The sequence below is a fragment of the Sulfitobacter sp. BSw21498 genome (assembly GCF_006064855.1).
GTDB lineage: Bacteria > Pseudomonadota > Alphaproteobacteria > Rhodobacterales > Rhodobacteraceae > Sulfitobacter.
Genome location: NZ_CP040753.1, coordinates 1,215,118 through 1,230,197, shown reverse-complemented (window position 1 = coordinate 1,230,197; position 15,080 = coordinate 1,215,118). Strand labels below are relative to the sequence as shown.

At 63.0% G+C, this 15,080-nt stretch carries 18 protein-coding genes; all 18 read left to right on the top strand.

The annotated features are described in order from the left end of the window. Positions 1 to 67: 67 nt before the first annotated feature. The 18 genes from E5180_RS05970 (at position 68) to cysE (ending at position 15,041) form a co-directional block, all read left to right on the top strand. Positions 68 to 412 carry a hypothetical protein gene (locus E5180_RS05970; protein ID WP_254700542.1) on the top strand — a complete coding sequence of 115 codons (345 nt, stop codon included), beginning with the start codon at positions 68 to 70 and terminating at the stop codon, positions 410 to 412. Then, complete coding sequence (locus E5180_RS05965) at positions 348 to 1,691, top strand: DNA-packaging protein (protein ID WP_441351441.1); 1,344 nt, start codon at positions 348 to 350, stop codon at positions 1,689 to 1,691. The genes E5180_RS05970 and E5180_RS05965 overlap by 65 nt, the downstream gene beginning before the upstream one ends. 148 nt (positions 1,692 to 1,839) lie before the next feature. Then, the gene (locus E5180_RS05960) at positions 1,840 to 3,015 is read left to right on the top strand and encodes a phage portal protein (protein ID WP_138923586.1); all 1,176 of its coding nucleotides are present in this window, start codon (positions 1,840 to 1,842) and stop codon (positions 3,013 to 3,015) included. Continuing rightward, positions 3,008 to 3,232: a GTA head formation protein, RCAP_rcc01685 family gene (locus tag E5180_RS05955; protein ID WP_138923585.1), complete on the top strand. Its 225-nt coding sequence runs from the start codon at positions 3,008 to 3,010 to the stop codon at positions 3,230 to 3,232. The genes E5180_RS05960 and E5180_RS05955 overlap by 8 nt, the downstream gene beginning before the upstream one ends. A 25-nt stretch (positions 3,233 to 3,257) precedes the next feature. After that, entirely contained in the window at positions 3,258 to 3,872 is a 615-nt protein-coding gene (locus E5180_RS05950) for an HK97 family phage prohead protease (RefSeq protein ID WP_138923584.1), read from the top strand. Positions 3,873 to 3,930: 58 nt separating this feature from the next. Beyond that, positions 3,931 to 5,052 (top strand): phage major capsid protein, encoded by a 1,122-nt coding sequence (locus E5180_RS05945; protein ID WP_441351440.1) that lies wholly within the window; start codon positions 3,931 to 3,933, stop codon positions 5,050 to 5,052. A gap of 159 nt (positions 5,053 to 5,211) precedes the next feature. After that, on the top strand, positions 5,212 to 5,808 hold the full coding sequence (locus E5180_RS05940; RefSeq protein WP_138923582.1) for a head-tail connector protein: 597 nt from the start codon (positions 5,212 to 5,214) through the stop codon (positions 5,806 to 5,808). Further along, complete coding sequence (locus E5180_RS05935; protein ID WP_138923581.1) at positions 5,805 to 6,143, top strand: head-tail adaptor protein; 339 nt, start codon at positions 5,805 to 5,807, stop codon at positions 6,141 to 6,143. The genes E5180_RS05940 and E5180_RS05935 overlap by 4 nt, the downstream gene beginning before the upstream one ends. After that, complete coding sequence (locus E5180_RS05930) at positions 6,140 to 6,550, top strand: DUF3168 domain-containing protein (protein ID WP_138923580.1); 411 nt, start codon at positions 6,140 to 6,142, stop codon at positions 6,548 to 6,550. The genes E5180_RS05935 and E5180_RS05930 overlap by 4 nt, the downstream gene beginning before the upstream one ends. 34 nt (positions 6,551 to 6,584) lie before the next feature. Further along, positions 6,585 to 7,025, top strand: a complete 441-nt coding sequence (locus tag E5180_RS05925) for a phage major tail protein, TP901-1 family (protein ID WP_138923579.1) — start codon at positions 6,585 to 6,587, stop codon at positions 7,023 to 7,025. Positions 7,026 to 7,028: 3 nt separating this feature from the next. Further along, on the top strand, positions 7,029 to 7,343 hold the full coding sequence (locus E5180_RS05920; protein WP_138923578.1) for a gene transfer agent family protein: 315 nt from the start codon (positions 7,029 to 7,031) through the stop codon (positions 7,341 to 7,343). A 40-nt stretch (positions 7,344 to 7,383) separates the two neighbouring features. Continuing rightward, positions 7,384 to 7,572, top strand: coding sequence for a rcc01693 family protein (locus E5180_RS05915; RefSeq protein WP_138923577.1), 189 nt, complete (start codon positions 7,384 to 7,386; stop codon positions 7,570 to 7,572). After that, on the top strand, positions 7,572 to 8,231 hold the full coding sequence (locus E5180_RS05910; RefSeq protein ID WP_138923576.1) for a phage tail tape measure protein: 660 nt from the start codon (positions 7,572 to 7,574) through the stop codon (positions 8,229 to 8,231). The genes E5180_RS05915 and E5180_RS05910 overlap by 1 nt, the downstream gene beginning before the upstream one ends. Positions 8,232 to 8,243: 12 nt before the next feature. Then, positions 8,244 to 8,876 carry a DUF2460 domain-containing protein gene (locus E5180_RS05905; protein ID WP_138923575.1) on the top strand — a complete coding sequence of 211 codons (633 nt, stop codon included), beginning with the start codon at positions 8,244 to 8,246 and terminating at the stop codon, positions 8,874 to 8,876. After that, positions 8,873 to 9,763 (top strand): DUF2163 domain-containing protein, encoded by an 891-nt coding sequence (locus E5180_RS05900; RefSeq protein WP_138923574.1) that lies wholly within the window; start codon positions 8,873 to 8,875, stop codon positions 9,761 to 9,763. The genes E5180_RS05905 and E5180_RS05900 overlap by 4 nt, the downstream gene beginning before the upstream one ends. Next, positions 9,760 to 10,206, top strand: a complete 447-nt coding sequence (locus E5180_RS05895; RefSeq protein ID WP_138923573.1) for an NlpC/P60 family protein — start codon at positions 9,760 to 9,762, stop codon at positions 10,204 to 10,206. The genes E5180_RS05900 and E5180_RS05895 overlap by 4 nt, the downstream gene beginning before the upstream one ends. Continuing rightward, the gene (locus E5180_RS05890; protein ID WP_138923572.1) at positions 10,206 to 14,135 is read left to right on the top strand and encodes a baseplate multidomain protein megatron; all 3,930 of its coding nucleotides are present in this window, start codon (positions 10,206 to 10,208) and stop codon (positions 14,133 to 14,135) included. Before E5180_RS05895 ends, E5180_RS05890 begins: the two co-directional genes overlap by 1 nt. Before the next feature lie 84 nt (positions 14,136 to 14,219). Then, on the top strand, positions 14,220 to 15,041 hold the full coding sequence (gene cysE / locus E5180_RS05885) for a serine O-acetyltransferase (protein ID WP_138923571.1): 822 nt from the start codon (positions 14,220 to 14,222) through the stop codon (positions 15,039 to 15,041). Positions 15,042 to 15,080: the final 39 nt, after the last annotated feature.

The following is a 15,080-nucleotide window of genomic DNA, read 5'->3' as shown; positions in this document are numbered from 1 at the left end:
TAAGTTCCGGTGGCCGTTTTTTCGTGTTTGCTCGGGTTGGAGGTCCAAAACGAGAGGTAAGAGCAAGATGACGATGAATACCCCGGAACAAGAAATTGCTGCCAGCCAAGAGCAGCTTCAGGCGTTGCAGACCGCGATCCGTGATTTGCGCCGCGAGATAGAGAGCCTGAGAAAACAGGCCCGATCCGGGGAGGAAATAAACGAAACAGCAGCGTCGAAAGCATTGGGTAAAGCCAGTGGCATGGTGGCGACCTGCATCAAAGTGGAGACCTATCTGAATGAGTGCAGAAACAGACAAGCGGGCATTGCCCGAGGCGGATACGCGCTGGACATGGAGCAGGCGCGGGCTGACATCGGGTGCAAGCTGGATCGGCTCCGCCGATGTTGCGGTGCAAGACCGGTTCTTGAATGATCTGGATGAGGGAGAGCTTTTGGCTCTCCCTTTTTTGTTCGAGTTCTGGGCGATGCCGCATCAGCTACCCCCTGAAGGTGACTGGCGGTCCTGGGTTATCATGGGCGGGCGCGGTGCGGGCAAGACACGCGCGGGCGCGGAATGGGTGCGTGCGCAGGTCGAAGGGTCGCGGCCCTTGGATGCGGGGCGCTGCAGGCGTGTGGCGCTGGTGGGCGAGACGATAGAGCAGGTGCGCGAAGTGATGATCTTTGGCGACAGCGGGATATTGGCGTGTTCGCCTGCGGATCGGCGACCGGACTGGGAGGCGACGCGCAAGCGGCTGGTCTGGCCCAATGGTGCCGTGGCGACGGTTCATACCGCGCATGACCCCGAAGGGCTGCGCGGGCCGCAATTTGATGCGGCGTGGGTGGACGAGCTGGCCAAATGGAAGAAGGCCGAAGAGACGTGGGACCAGCTGCAGTTTGCGTTACGCCTCGGCGATGACCCTCGCGTGTGCGTGACCACGACACCGCGCAATGTCGGCGTGCTAAAGGCCTTGCTGGCGTCGCCATCGACCGTGACCACCCACTCGCCGACGGAGGCCAATGCCGCAAACCTTGCGGGGTCGTTTCTGGAGGAGGTGCGCGCGCGGTATCGCGGGACACGGCTGGGGCGTCAGGAGCTGGATGGCGTGTTGCTGGCGGAAGCGGAAGGGGCGCTTTGGACGTCGGAAATGATCGAAGCGGGCCGGGTGCGGGATGTGCCCGTGCTGGACCGCATTGTCGTGGGTCTGGACCCTGCCACGACCGCCGGAGCAGGGTCGGATGAATGTGGGATCGTGGTTGTGGGCGCGCAGACGCAAGGCCCGCCGCAGGACTGGCGTGCGGTGGTGCTGGCCGATTGCACGGTGCAGGGGGCGACCCCGTCGGCTTGGGCGCGGGCCGCTATCAGCGCGATGGAGCAGTTCGGCGCGGACCGCTTGGTCGCCGAGGTCAATCAAGGCGGGCAGATGGTGGTGGAGGTCTTGCGACAGGTCGATCCGCTGGTGCCGGTCAAATCCGTCCACGCCAGCCGCGGGAAGGTCGCGCGGGCAGAGCCTTTGGCTGCGTTGTACGAGCAGGGCCGCGTGGGCCATGTCGCGGGATTGGACGCGCTGGAGGACCAGATGTGCCGGATGACGGCGCGGGGGTACGAGGGCGGCGGATCGCCGGACCGCGTGGATGCGCTGGTCTGGGCGCTGCACGAGCTGATGATCGAGCCTGCAGCGCGGTGGCGGATGCCCGGGGTACGCGGGTTGTGAGCGGTTCGCGGAGGAGAGCGGCCATTCGGGGAGAGTTTAACCGGCAAAATGAAGCGGTGTTGCGAGAGCTGCGTTCGGTCTGGTCGGGCGGCGTTAAGGGATTGGTGAGATTTTCATGGGGCGGTCAATGAGCAGGGAGAGCAGCGGCATGGTTTTTGATTTTCTCAAACGGGGGGCGGTAGAGGCGGTTGCGCAGACGAAAGCCTCTGCCACTGGGCCTGTCGTTGCCTATCAGACCAGCGGGCGCGTGGCCTGGAGCCCGCGCGACGTCGTCAGCCTGACACGCACCGGCTTTTGCGGCAACCCTGTCGGCTTTCGTTCGGTCAAGCTGATTGTCGAGGCCGCGGCGGCGTTGCCCTTGGTGTTGCAGGATGCAGAGCAACGGTTCGAGACCCACCCACTGCTGGAGCTGGTGGCACGGCCAAACGGAGCGCAGGGGCGGGCAGAGCTGCTGGAGGCGCTCTATGCGCAGCTGCTGTTGACCGGGAACGGGTATATCGAGGCGGTTGGGGCTGGCCCGGTGCCGGCGGAGCTGCATGTTTTGCGGTCGGATCGCATGTCGGTGGTGCCAGGGGCGGATGGCTGGCCGGTGGCCTATGAATATGCCGTCGGCGGGCGCAAGCACCGGTTTGACGTGTCAGGGGATACGGCCGCGATCTGTCACATCAAGAATTTCCACCCGCAGGACGATCACTATGGCTTTAGCCCGATGCAGGCGGCGGCGATGGCGTTGGACGTGCACGCGGCGGCGTCGCGCTGGAGCAAGGCGCTGTTGGACAACGCAGCGCGCCCCTCGGGGGCGATTGTGTACCGCGGGGCCGAGGGGCAGGGCAAGCTGAGCGACGACCAGTACGACCGTTTGGTGAGCGAGATGGAGAGCCACCATCAGGGCGCGCGCAATGCGGGGCGACCGATGTTGCTGGAAGGCGGGCTTGATTGGAAACCGATGGGTTTCTCGCCGTCGGATATGGAATTTCACCGCACCAAAGAGGCCGCGGCGCGGGAAGTGGCGTTGGCGTTTGGTGTGCCGCCAATGCTTTTGGGGATCGCGGGAGATGCGACCTATGCCAATTACCAAGAGGCGCATCGGGCGTTCTATCGGTTGACGGTGTTGCCATTGGCCACGCGGGTTGCGGCCGCACTTGGGGCTTGGCTGGCGGGATTCACGAATGAGGCGGTGACGTTGAAGCCCGATCTGGATCAGGTGTCGGCCTTGGCGCAGGAACGCGATGCCCAATGGGCGCGGGTGGCGGGGGCCGATTTTCTGACGCAGGCGGAAAAGCGGTCTTTGTTGGGGCTGCCAGCGGTGGCGGCGGATGGGTGAGGAAATGGGCTTTGACCGGTTTGAATGTGCGCCGGGCTTGCGGTTGCAGGCGCATGAGAGGGTGAGTGCGATCCACCACGAGAACCTTTTGCAGCGGTTGGACCGGCTGGAAGAGATGATGGAGCGGCTGGAGCGGCGGTTGTGGTTGACCGTCTACGGTGTGGTCGCGGTGATTTTGGCGCAGGCGGTGCAGTCGTTTCTGGTGGTCGCGCCGTAGCAATTTGAACGCAAGGGAGGGTGTCATGGAAGATGGCATGCGCTTCGGCCTCGGGTCGGAGAACGGGAGAGGTTTGCCCCACATGGGCGGCGGGTTGGAGCATAAGTTCGCGCGGTTTGACGAGGGGCTTGTGGTGGAGGGCGGCTTCGAGATCAGCGGCTATGCCAGCCTTTTCGGCCGCGTCGATCAGGGCGGCGATCTGGTGGCGCGGGGGGCTTACGGCGCGTCGCTGGCGGCTGCCGGGGAAGCGGGTCGGCGGATCAAGATGCTTTGGCAGCATGATCCGGCCCAGCCCATTGGGGTGTGGGACGAACTGCGCGAGGACGCGCGCGGCCTCTGGGTCAAGGGGCGGCTGCTGGACAGTGTGGCACGGGGACGCGAGGCGGCGGCTCTGATCGAGGCGGGGGCGATTGACGGGCTGAGCATCGGCTATCGCACCCTGCGTGCGGCCAAGAATGACGCGGGCCAACGTGTGCTGCAGACGCTTGATCTGTGGGAGGTGTCGCTGGTGACGTTTCCCATGCTCCCCACCGCGCGGGTCGCGGCGAAGGGGGATTTCATCGCCGTCGGAGAGGTCTTGCGCGGCATGGCAGGTGTCTTTGACGAGGCACGGCAGAATTTACACCGGAACGGAGGGTGAGCGGATGGAGCAGACAGTGGATGACACGGATGCTGAGCGAAACGGTGCAGTGGAGCAGATGCGCCGCGCGGTGAGTGGTTTTGTGCATGATTTCAAAGGATTTCAAGACGAGATGACGACCAAGTTGCAACAAACAGAAGAGCGAATGACTATGTTGGATCGAAAGATGACTTTGCCGGCGCGGACCCCTTTGGCGGGGGCTGTAGAGACGGGCGCGCCGCATCAGAAAGCGTTGCAGGCCTATATCCGCAATGGCGACGACGACGGGTTGCGGGGGCTTGAACTGGAGAGTAAGGCGCTGTCGGCGGCGGTGAATTCGGATGGCGGCTATCTGGTGGATCCACAGACGTCGGATCGGGTGAAGTCGGTGTTGAATGCCACGGCGTCGATCCGCGCTATCGCGTCGGTCGTGCAGGTGGAGGCGACGTCCTACGATGTGCTGGTGGACCATGCCGACGTGGGGGCCGGTTGGGCGACAGAGACGGGTGCCGTGTCAGAGACCGACACGCCGCAGATCGACCGGATCACCATCCCGTTGCACGAGTTAAGCGCGCTGCCCAAAGCGTCGCAGCGGTTGCTGGATGACAGTGCGTTCGACATCGAGGCCTGGCTGGCCGGACGGATTGCCGACAAATTCTCGCGGGCCGAGGCTGCGGCCTTTATCCACGGCGACGGGATCGACAAGCCCAAGGGGTTTCTCGCCCATGCCACGGTCGACAATGTGATCTGGGAATGGGGCAACCTGGGCTATGTGCCTACCGGCGTCGCGGGGGAAATCACGGCGGATGCGGTGGTTGATCTGGTCTATGCGCTTGGGGCGCAGTACCGCGCGCAGGCGAGCTTTGTCATGAGCTCGAAGACGGCCGGTATCGTGCGCAAGCTCAAGGATCTGGACGGGCGGTTCTTGTGGTCGGACGGCATGACGCAGGGCCAGCCCGCGCGGCTGATGGGCTATCCGGTGCTGGTGGCCGAGGACATGCCCGATGTGGCAGCGGATTCATTTTCGGTCGCGTTCGGGGACTTTGCTGCCGGCTATACCGTGGCGGAGCGGCCAGACCTGCGTATTCTGCGCGATCCCTTTAGCGCCAAACCGCATGTGTTGTTCTACGCAACCAAACGGGTGGGTGGCGACGTGAGCGATTTCGCCGCGATCAAGTTGCTGAAATTCGGCACCGCGTAAGGCGCGGGGTCGAACACGGGGGGGCCGGTGATGTCCGGCCCTCACCCCCGGGCGCGCGATGATGCGCCGGGTGCATTGCCTAGCTGCTGCCTCCGACCGAGCGATGCAGTCGGAGTGCGCGTCCGGGGGGCTTTGGCGGGCTAGATTTGGAGCGATGAGATGTTGATCGAAGAGACAGGGGTGGCGGAGGCCGATCTGCCGCTAGAGCCGTTCAAGGCGCATTTGCGGATGGGCAGCGGCTTTGGCACTGAGACGGTACAAGAGCCCGTGCTGGCGGGATTTTTGCGTGCAGCCATCGCAGCGATAGAGGCACGCACGGGCAAGGCTCTGATCACGCGACAGTTCGCGCTGACTTTGCAGGAGTGGAAAGACACGCAGGCGCAGGCTTTGCCAGTGGCACCGGTGCAGGGGATCGTGAGCGTTACGGTGGTGTCGCGGGATGCGCTGGCGACGGTGATCGAGCCGCAGCGGTATTGGTTGGTGCGGGACATGCAGGTGCCGCTGTTGAAACCGTCGGGGGCAATGCTGCCCTTCATTCCGCCACAGGGATCGGTCGAGATCGTGTTTGAGGCCGGGCTTGGGCAAAGCTGGGGCACGGTGCCTGCGGATTTGCAGCAGGCCGTGCTGATGCTGGCGGCGCATTACTATGAGTATCGCCATGAAACGCGGTTGGGCGACGGCTGTATGCCCTTTGGTGTAAGCAGCCTGATTGAACGCTACCGCCCGCTGCGGATCGGCTTGGGAGCACGCTCATGAGCCGGCTGTCGTTGAACCGCCGCTTGGTGCTGGAGGCGCAGGTGCCCCAGCCGGACGGGGCGGGCGGAGAGAGCCGGACATGGGTGCGGGTGGGTGATCTGTGGGCGGATGTCACAGCACGGCGTGGGCGGCAATTGGGCAAGGGCGGTATCGCGGTCAGTCGCGGGGTTTATGTGGTGACGGTACGCGGTGCCCCCGTGGGCGATCCGGCCCGCCCCTTGCCCCAGCAGCGGTTTCGTGAGGGCGCGCGGGTCTATCAGATCCAGTCTGTGGCCGAACAAGACGCACAGGGGCGGTATCTGGCCTGCCTGACCCATGAGGAGGTCGCGGTATGAGCTATGGCATGGGGTTTGCACTACAGCAGGCCGTCTTTGGTGTGCTGCGCACGGATCAGGCGGTGACGGCGCTGGTGGGGGATGCGGTTTTTGACGCGGCTCCGGCGGGTGAGGTGCCTGCGCTTTATGTGCAGTTAGGGGCAGAAGCGGTGCGCGATGCCTCTGACGGGACAGGCGGCGGGGCCGAGCATCGGTTCACGGTTGTCGTGGTGACGCATCACGCGGGGTTTGCCACAGCGAAACAGGTCGCGACCGCGGTGAGTGATGCGCTGGTCGGCGGGCGGTTTGCCCTGAGCCGGGGGCATTTGGTCAGCCTGAGGTTCGAGCGGGCGGTGGCGCGTCAGGTCGGGGCGGATGCACGTCGCCAGATAGAGATGCGGTTCAGGGCGCGGGTTCAGGACGGCTGAGCCGGAGTTTCAGGAAATTATCAGGAGAGTGGATATGGCTGTTCAAGCGGGAAAAGACCTTTTGGTTAAGGTGGACATGACAAGCGATGGTCAGTTCGAGACGATCGCGGGCCTGCGTGCGACGCGGGTGAGTTTCAATGCGGAGCCAGTGGAGGTGACCTCGCTTGATAGTGACGGGGGGTGGCGAGAGCTGCTGGCGGGGGCCGGTGTGCGATCTGCGGCGATTAGCGGGTCGGGCGTGTTTCGCGATGCCGGTACGGACGAACGGGCGCGGCAGCTGTTCTTTGACGGGCTGACGCCGGACTTTCAGATCGTGATCCCAAGTTTCGGTATCATCGAGGGCCCGTTTCAGGTGGCCGCGATCGAATACGGCGGGTCGCTCAATGGGGAGGCGACCTATGAGCTGAGCCTGCAATCGGCGGGGCAATTGAGCTTTACCGCCGATACTGATGATGCACCGCAGGGTGGGAACTAGGGGATGGTGAACCGGTGGCGAGGAGATGTGGTGCTGGTGGTGAACGGGCAGCGGCGCGTGGCGCGGTTGACCTTGGGTGCATTGGCCGAGCTGGAGGATGCGCTGGAAGAGCCATCACTGGTGGCTTTGGTCGAACGTTTCGAGGGGAACGGGTTCAGCAGTCGGGACGTGCTGTTGCTGCTTGCCGCAGGGCTGCGTGCAGGGGGGACCGAGGTCAGCGCCGAGACGCTGGCACAGGCCGAGATCGAGGGCGGACCGGTGATCGCTGCACAAGCGGCGGCAGAGCTTTTGGCGCGCGCGTTTGTGGTGCCGGTATGAGCGTAGGGCTGTGAATGCGGGAATAGAGACAGCGCAGGGCATGGACTGGCCCGCCTTGATGCGCGCGGGGCTGAGAGGCTTGCATCTCACGCCCGATGCTTTTTGGGCGCTGACCCCAGCAGAGCTTCAGCTGATGCTGGGGGGTGAGACGGCGCAGGCACCGCTGCTGGGGGATGGGCTGGCGGCCTTGATGGCGGCTTATCCCGATAGGGAGAGAGAGGAAGACTGATGGCACAGGATGATACATTCGACGCACTGGAGGACGGAGCGGAACGGTTGAACGGCACGCTTGACCTAACTCAGTCGCTGGTTGCCGGTTTCGATACCGAGCTGCGGCGCATGCGGAGTGCTTTGGCCGCGACGGGCAAGGATGTCGCCACGCTGGAGAAAGGGCTGAGCCGCGGCTTGCGCAAGGCATTTGACGGCGTTGCCTTTGACGGGATGAAGCTGTCCGACGCTTTGTCGACGGTGGCACGGTCCATGGTGAGCACGACCTATAGCGCGGCGATGAAACCGGTCACAGATCATGTGGGGGGGCTGATCAGTCAGGGGGTGGGATCGCTGATGCAGGGGATATTGCCCTTTGCGGACGGAGCGCCGTTCTCGCAGGGGCGGGTGATGCCCTTTGCCCAAGGGGGAATTGTCAGCACCGCCACGGGCTTTGGCATGCGCGGGGGGATGGGGCTGATGGGCGAAGCGGGGCCGGAAGCAATCATGCCACTGGCACGGGGGCCGGACGGTAAGCTGGGTGTCAAAGGTGGCGGAGGCGGAGGGACGACCGTGGTCATGAATATCGCCACCCCCGATGTGCAGGGGTTCCAGCGCAGTCAAAGCCAGATCGCCGCTCAGCTGAGCCGTGCATTAAGCAGTGGCAATCGAAACCGCTAAGGGAGCAAACCTATGAATTTCCACGATGTCAGATTTCCGCCCGGCCTTAGCTTTGGATCTTTAGGGGGGCCACAACGACGTACAGATGTTGTGACCCTTGCCAACGGGTACGAGGAACGCAACACGCCCTGGGCCCATTCCCGTCGTGTCTATGATGCGGGGTTAGGTATGCGGTCTATCGATGATGTCCAAGCGCTCACGGGGTTCTTTGAAGCGCGTATGGGACAGATGTACGGGTTTCGCTGGAAGGACTGGGCTGACTTTAAATCCTGTGCTTCCTCTGTCGGTGTCGCGTTCGAGGATCAGAACCTCGGGTACGGGGATGGTGTGAAGACGGAATACCAGTTGGTGAAGACCTATGCCTCTGGTGGACACAGCTATCTGCGGCCAATCACCAAGCCGGTTGCCGGAACGGTGCGGGTGGGGATAGAGCAGGATGCCCTACAAGAGGGGAGCGATTATCACGTCGATCTAAGCACCGGGGTCATTCAATTTGTCCATGCGCCGGACATCGATATGCAGGTCTCTGCCGGCTATGAATTCGACGTGCCCGTGCGGTTTGACACGGACCGCATTCTGGTCAGTGTCGCAAGCTTTCAAGCGGGGCAGGTGCCTGATGTGCCCGTGATCGAGGTGCGGGTATGAGCGGCGCGGATAAGAGCGCGTTGTTGACCCATGCGCGGACGGGTCTAACGACGCTGTGCTATGCTTGGGCGATCCAGCGGCGGGACGGTGTGACTTTGGCTTTCACCGATCACGACCGGCCGCTGGCCTTTGACGGGCTGGAATTTCGGGCAGACAGCGGGCTTAGCGCGCGGGCTTTGGCGCAGAGCACGGGGTTGTCGGTGGATAATACAGAGGCGCTGGGCGCGCTGAGCGATGACGCAATCCGCGAAAACGAGATCGAGCAGGGGCGCTTTGATGGGGCGGACGTGCGGTGCTGGCGGGTGAACTGGGCCGATTTGACCGCGCGATGCGTGATCTTTCGCGGCAGTATCGGTGAGATGCAGCGCGCCGGTGGGGCCTTTCGGGCGGAGCTGCGCGGGCTGACCGAGGCGCTGAACCGGCCTATGGGGCGGGTGTTTCAGAAGCCCTGCACGGCGGTGCTGGGGGATGCGGCCTGCGGGTTCGATCTAGCGACTGCGGGCTATGCGGTCACCTTGGCCGCCGAGGACCACGACGACGGGCGGGTGTTTCGCTGGGATGGCATCGGCGGGTTTGAGGATGGGTGGTTCGCGCGAGGGCGGCTTGAGGTGCTAGACGGCCCTGCGACAGGGCTGTGGGGGATCATCAAACACGACCGCGTGTTAAACGGTCAGCGCGAGGTCGAACTGTGGGAGCCGATACGCGGTATTGTCGCCACCGGGCAACAGCTTCGACTGATCGCTGGGTGCGACAAACGCCAAGCGACCTGCCGGTTGAAATTCAACAACTTGCTGAACTTTCAAGGCTTTCCCGATCTGCCGAGCGCGGATTGGATGATGGCGGTGCCGAAATCCTCGGGCAGCAATACCGGGGGATCACTGCGATGATCGCGCGAGGGGCATCCGTGGTTGAAGCAGCGCGGGGTTGGATCGGTACACCCTATGTGCATCAGGCGGCGCGCAAGGGGGCGGGCTGCGACTGCCTGGGCCTGCTGCGCGGCGTCTGGCTAGAGGTCGTCGGGCAGGTGCCCGAGGCGATCCCTGCCTATTCGATGGATTGGTCCGAGCCGCAGGGCGAGGAGCGCTTGTGGCAGGCCGCATTGCGCCACCTGTCGGCGAAATCCCTGACCGATGAAGCCCCCGGCGACGTGCTGCTGTTTCGCCTGCGCAGCGGGGCGGTGGCGAAACATTTGGGCATGGCGACAAAGGTCGGCCCGCAGGCGCGCTTTATCCATGCCTACAGCGGTCACGGGGTTACTGAAAGCCCCCTGAGCATGCCGTGGCGCAGGCGCATTGTAGCACGTTTTGAATTTCCGGCGGAGGCGATCTGATGGCGACGATACTTCTTTCAACGGCAGGTGCCGCGATTGGCGGATCGGTCGGGGGGACGCTCGCGGGGCTTTCCTCGGTCGCGGTGGGGCGTGCGGTGGGTGCGACCCTTGGGCGCGTGATCGACCAGCGGCTGTTGGGACAAGGGGCGCAGGCGGTAGAGACCGGCAAGGTCGACCGGTTTCGGCTGACGCAAGCGGGCGAGGGCGCGGCTGTACCGCAGGTCTTTGGCCGGATGCGGGTCGGGGGGCAGGTGATCTGGGCCGCTGACTTTTCCGAAACGACGACGGTAACGGGCGGCGGCGGCAAGGGGGCCCCTTCGACACCCCAAACGACCGAATACAGCTATAGCGTCAGCCTTGCGATTGCGCTGTGCGAGGGTGAAATTACCAGCGTTGGCCGGATTTGGGCCGATGGGGAGGAAATCTCGGGCCAAGCGCTGAACATGGCCGTTTATCTTGGCACGCAAGACCAGTTGCCCGATCCGACGATTGCCGCAATCGAGGGCGCGGATGATGTACCGGCCTATCGCGGGACGGCCTATGTGGTGATGGAGAACCTCGCGCTTGGACAGTTCGGCAACCGTGTGCCGCAGTTCTCGTTCGAGGTGCTGCGCGCCGAAGAACCCGGCGCGCCCGACGCCGAGATAAGCGTCACACACAGCGTCAAAGGGGTCGCGCTGATCCCCGGTACGGGTGAATACGCCTTGGCCACGACGCCTGTGCATTACAGCGACGGTAAAGGCGGGCGGTGGAGCGCCAATGTCTCTACCCCTGACGGGCGCACGGATTTCGTCGCGTCGCTGGAGGACGTGACCCAGGAGCTACCGCAGCTGGCGGCCGCGTCGCTTGTTGTGTCGTGGTTCGGCAATGACCTGCGCTGCGGGGAATGCCGTGTGCGCCCAATGGTGGAAAGCGCGGTCATTGATGGCGAGAATATGCCATGGCAGGTGGCGGGGCTCGCCCGTGGCGACGCCGATGTGATCGCCCGCGAGGACGACCGTCCCGTCTATGGTGGCACGCCGACGGATGCCTCTGTGATCGAGGCGATCCACGCGATGAACGTGGCGGGGAAGGCAGTGATGTTCTACCCGTTCATTCTGATGGACCAGCTGGACGGTAATACGCTGCCCGATCCCCATAGCGACGCGGCCGCACAGCCCAAACTGCCGTGGCGCGGGCGGATCACGCTGGACAGGGCTCCGGGGCGGGCGGGCAGCACGGATGGGACACTGGCAGCGCACAACGAGGTGGCGCAGTTTTTCGGAACTGTCACGGCGGCTGATTTCTCGGTCTCGGGTGGGGACGTGGTCTATACCGGCCCACAGGAATGGTCGATGTCGCGGTTCGTTCTGCATTACGCGGCGCTGTGCAAAGCCGCCGGTGGGGTCGACGCGTTTTGTATCGGCACAGAGATGCGCGGGCTGACGCAAATCAGGGGGGCAGGTAACAGCTTTGTCGCGGTGCAGGCGTTTCGCGCTTTGGCCGCAGAGGCACGTACCCTGTTGGGGTCGGACACTAAGATCAGCTATGCCGCTGATTGGTCAGAATATTTTGGCTATCATCCGCAGGATGGCAGCGGCGATGTGTTCTTTCACCTTGATCCATTGTGGGCCGATGACAACATCGATTTCATCGGTATCGACACCTACATGCCGTTGTCCGATTGGCGCGACGGTAGGGATCATCTGGACGCGCAGCACAGCGATAGCATCTACGCGTTAAGCTATCTGTCGGGCAATGTGGCGGGCGGCGAGGGGTTTGACTGGTTCTACCATTCAGACGAAGCGCGCGCGGCGCAGATCCGCACGCCGATCACCGACGGTGCCTATGGGGAACCTTGGGTCTACCGGTATAAGGACCTGCGCGGCTGGTGGGAAAACCTGCATCACGACCGGATTGGTGGCGTACGCGCGGCGGAACCGACTGGCTGGAAACCCGGATCCAAGCCGATCTGGTTCACGGAATACGGCTGTGCTGCGGTGGACAAGGGGACAAACCAACCCAACAAGTTTCTCGACCTCAAAAGCTCGGAAAGCAGCCTGCCGCGGTATTCGACCGGCGCGCGGGATGAGTTGATGCAGATGCAATATCTGCGGGCGATAGCCCGTCATTGGGGGGATGCAGAAAAAAACCCTCTGTCGGCAGAATATGGTGGCGCAATGGTGGATATGACCCGCGCCTTTGTCTGGGCATGGGACACGCGGCCCTATCCGTTTTTTCCTAATAACCGGACCTTGTGGGACGATGGTCAAAATTATGCACGCGGGCATTGGTTGAACGGACGCAGCGCGGCGCTGCCGCTGTCGGTGTTGGTATCCTCGATCTGTCGTCGTGCTGGCATTAACGGTTTTGATACCTCTGGGCTATATGGCTATGTGCGCGGCTATGTGGTGGACGAAGTCGCCGATGCGCGTGCGGCATTGCAGCCGCTGATGCTGCGCTTTGGCTTTGATGCCGTGGAACGCGACGGCGTGTTGCGTTTCATCATGCGGGATGGATTGGATGCCGTACCGCTTGCCCGTGAAATGTTTGCTGTCTCTGGCGATCTGGAGGTATCGTTGGAACAAACCCGTGAGGCCGAGGCCGAACTATCAGGCCGGATGCGTTTACGGTTTGTGCAGGCGGATGGAGATTACGATGCGATCGCCGAAGAAGCGGTCTTGCCTGACAATGCGGCCCATGCGGTGGCGACGTCGGAGTTGAATATGGCGCTTACCCGGGCGGAGGGGCATCAGACAGCCGAACGCTGGCTGACAGAGGCGCGTGTTGCCCGGGAAGGTGTGCGTTTGGCGCTGCCGCCGTCTATGATGGATGTCGGTGCGGGGGATGTGATCGCTGTGCCGCCTGATGAGGGGGAAGGCGATGCGCTGTACCGTGTGGATCGGGTCGAAATGGGAGAGTTAAGCCTGATCGATGCTGTACGCATTGAGCCGGAGGTGTACGCCCCCGCGCCGTTCGATGATGATCTGGTCGCGCTCAAGCCGTTTGTCGCGCCTGTGCCGGTGCATGCGGTGTTTCTTGACCTGCCGCTGCTGCGCGGCGACGAGGTGCCACACGCGCCCTATGTTGCCGCGACAGCGCGGCAATGGCCGGGTAATGTCGCGGTCTATGCGTCTCGTGGGGCATCTAATTTCAGGCTGAACAAGGTGGTGCCTTTGCGTGCGACAATGGGTGTGACGCATAATGATCTGCTGCGGGCGCGCCCCGGGGTTCTGGATCGGGGGGCGGCTTTGCAGGTAACGCTGTCGAGCGGCGGGCTAGAGAGTATCGAGCCCGACGATCTGCTGGGCGGGGGCAATCTGGCTGCGATCGGAGACGGTACCGCCGACCGGTGGGAGGTGTTCCAGTTCACCACTGCCGAGTTGATCGCACCGCAGACATATCTGCTGCGCGACCGGCTGCGGGGGCAGGCGGGATCGGATGGGCTAATGCCAGAGGTGTGGCCTACGGGCTCGCAGTTTGTTCTGCTCAACTCGGTACCGCGTCAGATCGAGCTTGGCCCAAACCTTCTGCGGATCGCCCAGACCTATCGCATTGGCCCCGCAGCCCGCCCGCTGGATGATCCGAGCTACGTTCAAAAAAACGAGAGCTTTAATGGCAACGGGCTGCGTCCCTACCGCCCCTGTCATTTGCGGGTGGAGGTCGATGCGGGTGATATGACCTTTAACTGGGTGCGACGGACGCGTCTTAATGGCGACCAGTGGTCGGCGTTCGATCTGCCCATTGGGGAGGAAAGCGAACAATATCAAGTGCGTATCATGCAAAACGGCGCGGTGAAGCGCGAGGAAATCGTCGATAACCCCCGATGGAGCTATACCGCGTCGATGCGGTCAGGCGATGGGGTGATCGGGCCAGCTTTGATCAGTATCGCGCAGATATCCGCATTGTATGGGGCCGGTCCGGCACTGTTTGGTGAGATCAATTTGTGATAACCTGTCGGTAATAACGGGCGGCTTTGCGTTTGGCACTTGGGTGGAACCTGCTATAGCGTGATGTCAAAGAAGGATGGTTTCATGGCAAATGCACGCACAAATATAGCCTCGGTTGATCCGGTTTGGGATCAAATCCAGACAGAAGCCCAAAACGCGGTACGCGACGAGCCGCTGATCGGCGGCTTTGTCCACGCTACGATCCTGCATCATAAATCCATTGAAAAAGCACTGTCGTACCGCATCGCGGCCAAGCTGGCGTCGAACGAGATGTCGATGATGGTGGTGCACGAAATGGTCGAACAAGCCTTTGCCAGCGATCCCGACCTGATCAAGGCCGCGCGCGCTGATCTGGTGGCGATCTATGAACGTGACCCGGCTTGCCACCGGCTGTTGCAGCCGATCCTTTATTTCAAAGGCTATCAGGCCGTGCAGGCGTACCGTGTGGGCCATTACCTGTGGAAGCAGGGCAAACGGGATCTGGCCTATTTTGTGCAGATGCGGGTGAGCGAGATTTTCGGCGTCGATATCCACCCTGCCGCCACCATCGGCAAGGGGATCATGATCGACCACGCGCACTCCGTCGTGATCGGCGAAACGGCGGTGGTGGGCGACAACGTGTCTATGCTGCACTCGGTCACTCTGGGCGGGACCGGCAAGGAAGAACAGGACCGGCACCCTAAGATTGGCAATGGTGTGTTGATCGGCGCGGGGGCAAAGGTGTTGGGCAATATCTCGATCGGGCATTGCTCGCGCATCGCGGCGGGGTCTGTCGTGCTGGAATCCGTGCCGCCGTGCAAGACCGTGGCGGGCATCCCCGCACGTGTGGTGGGCGAGGCAGGCTGCGATCAACCGTCGGTATTGATGGACCACATGCTTGGGCCGCAGGGCGACATTAATATGTAATTCTAAGGGCTTGGGGCCGCGCGCGCTTTAGTTTCGGAT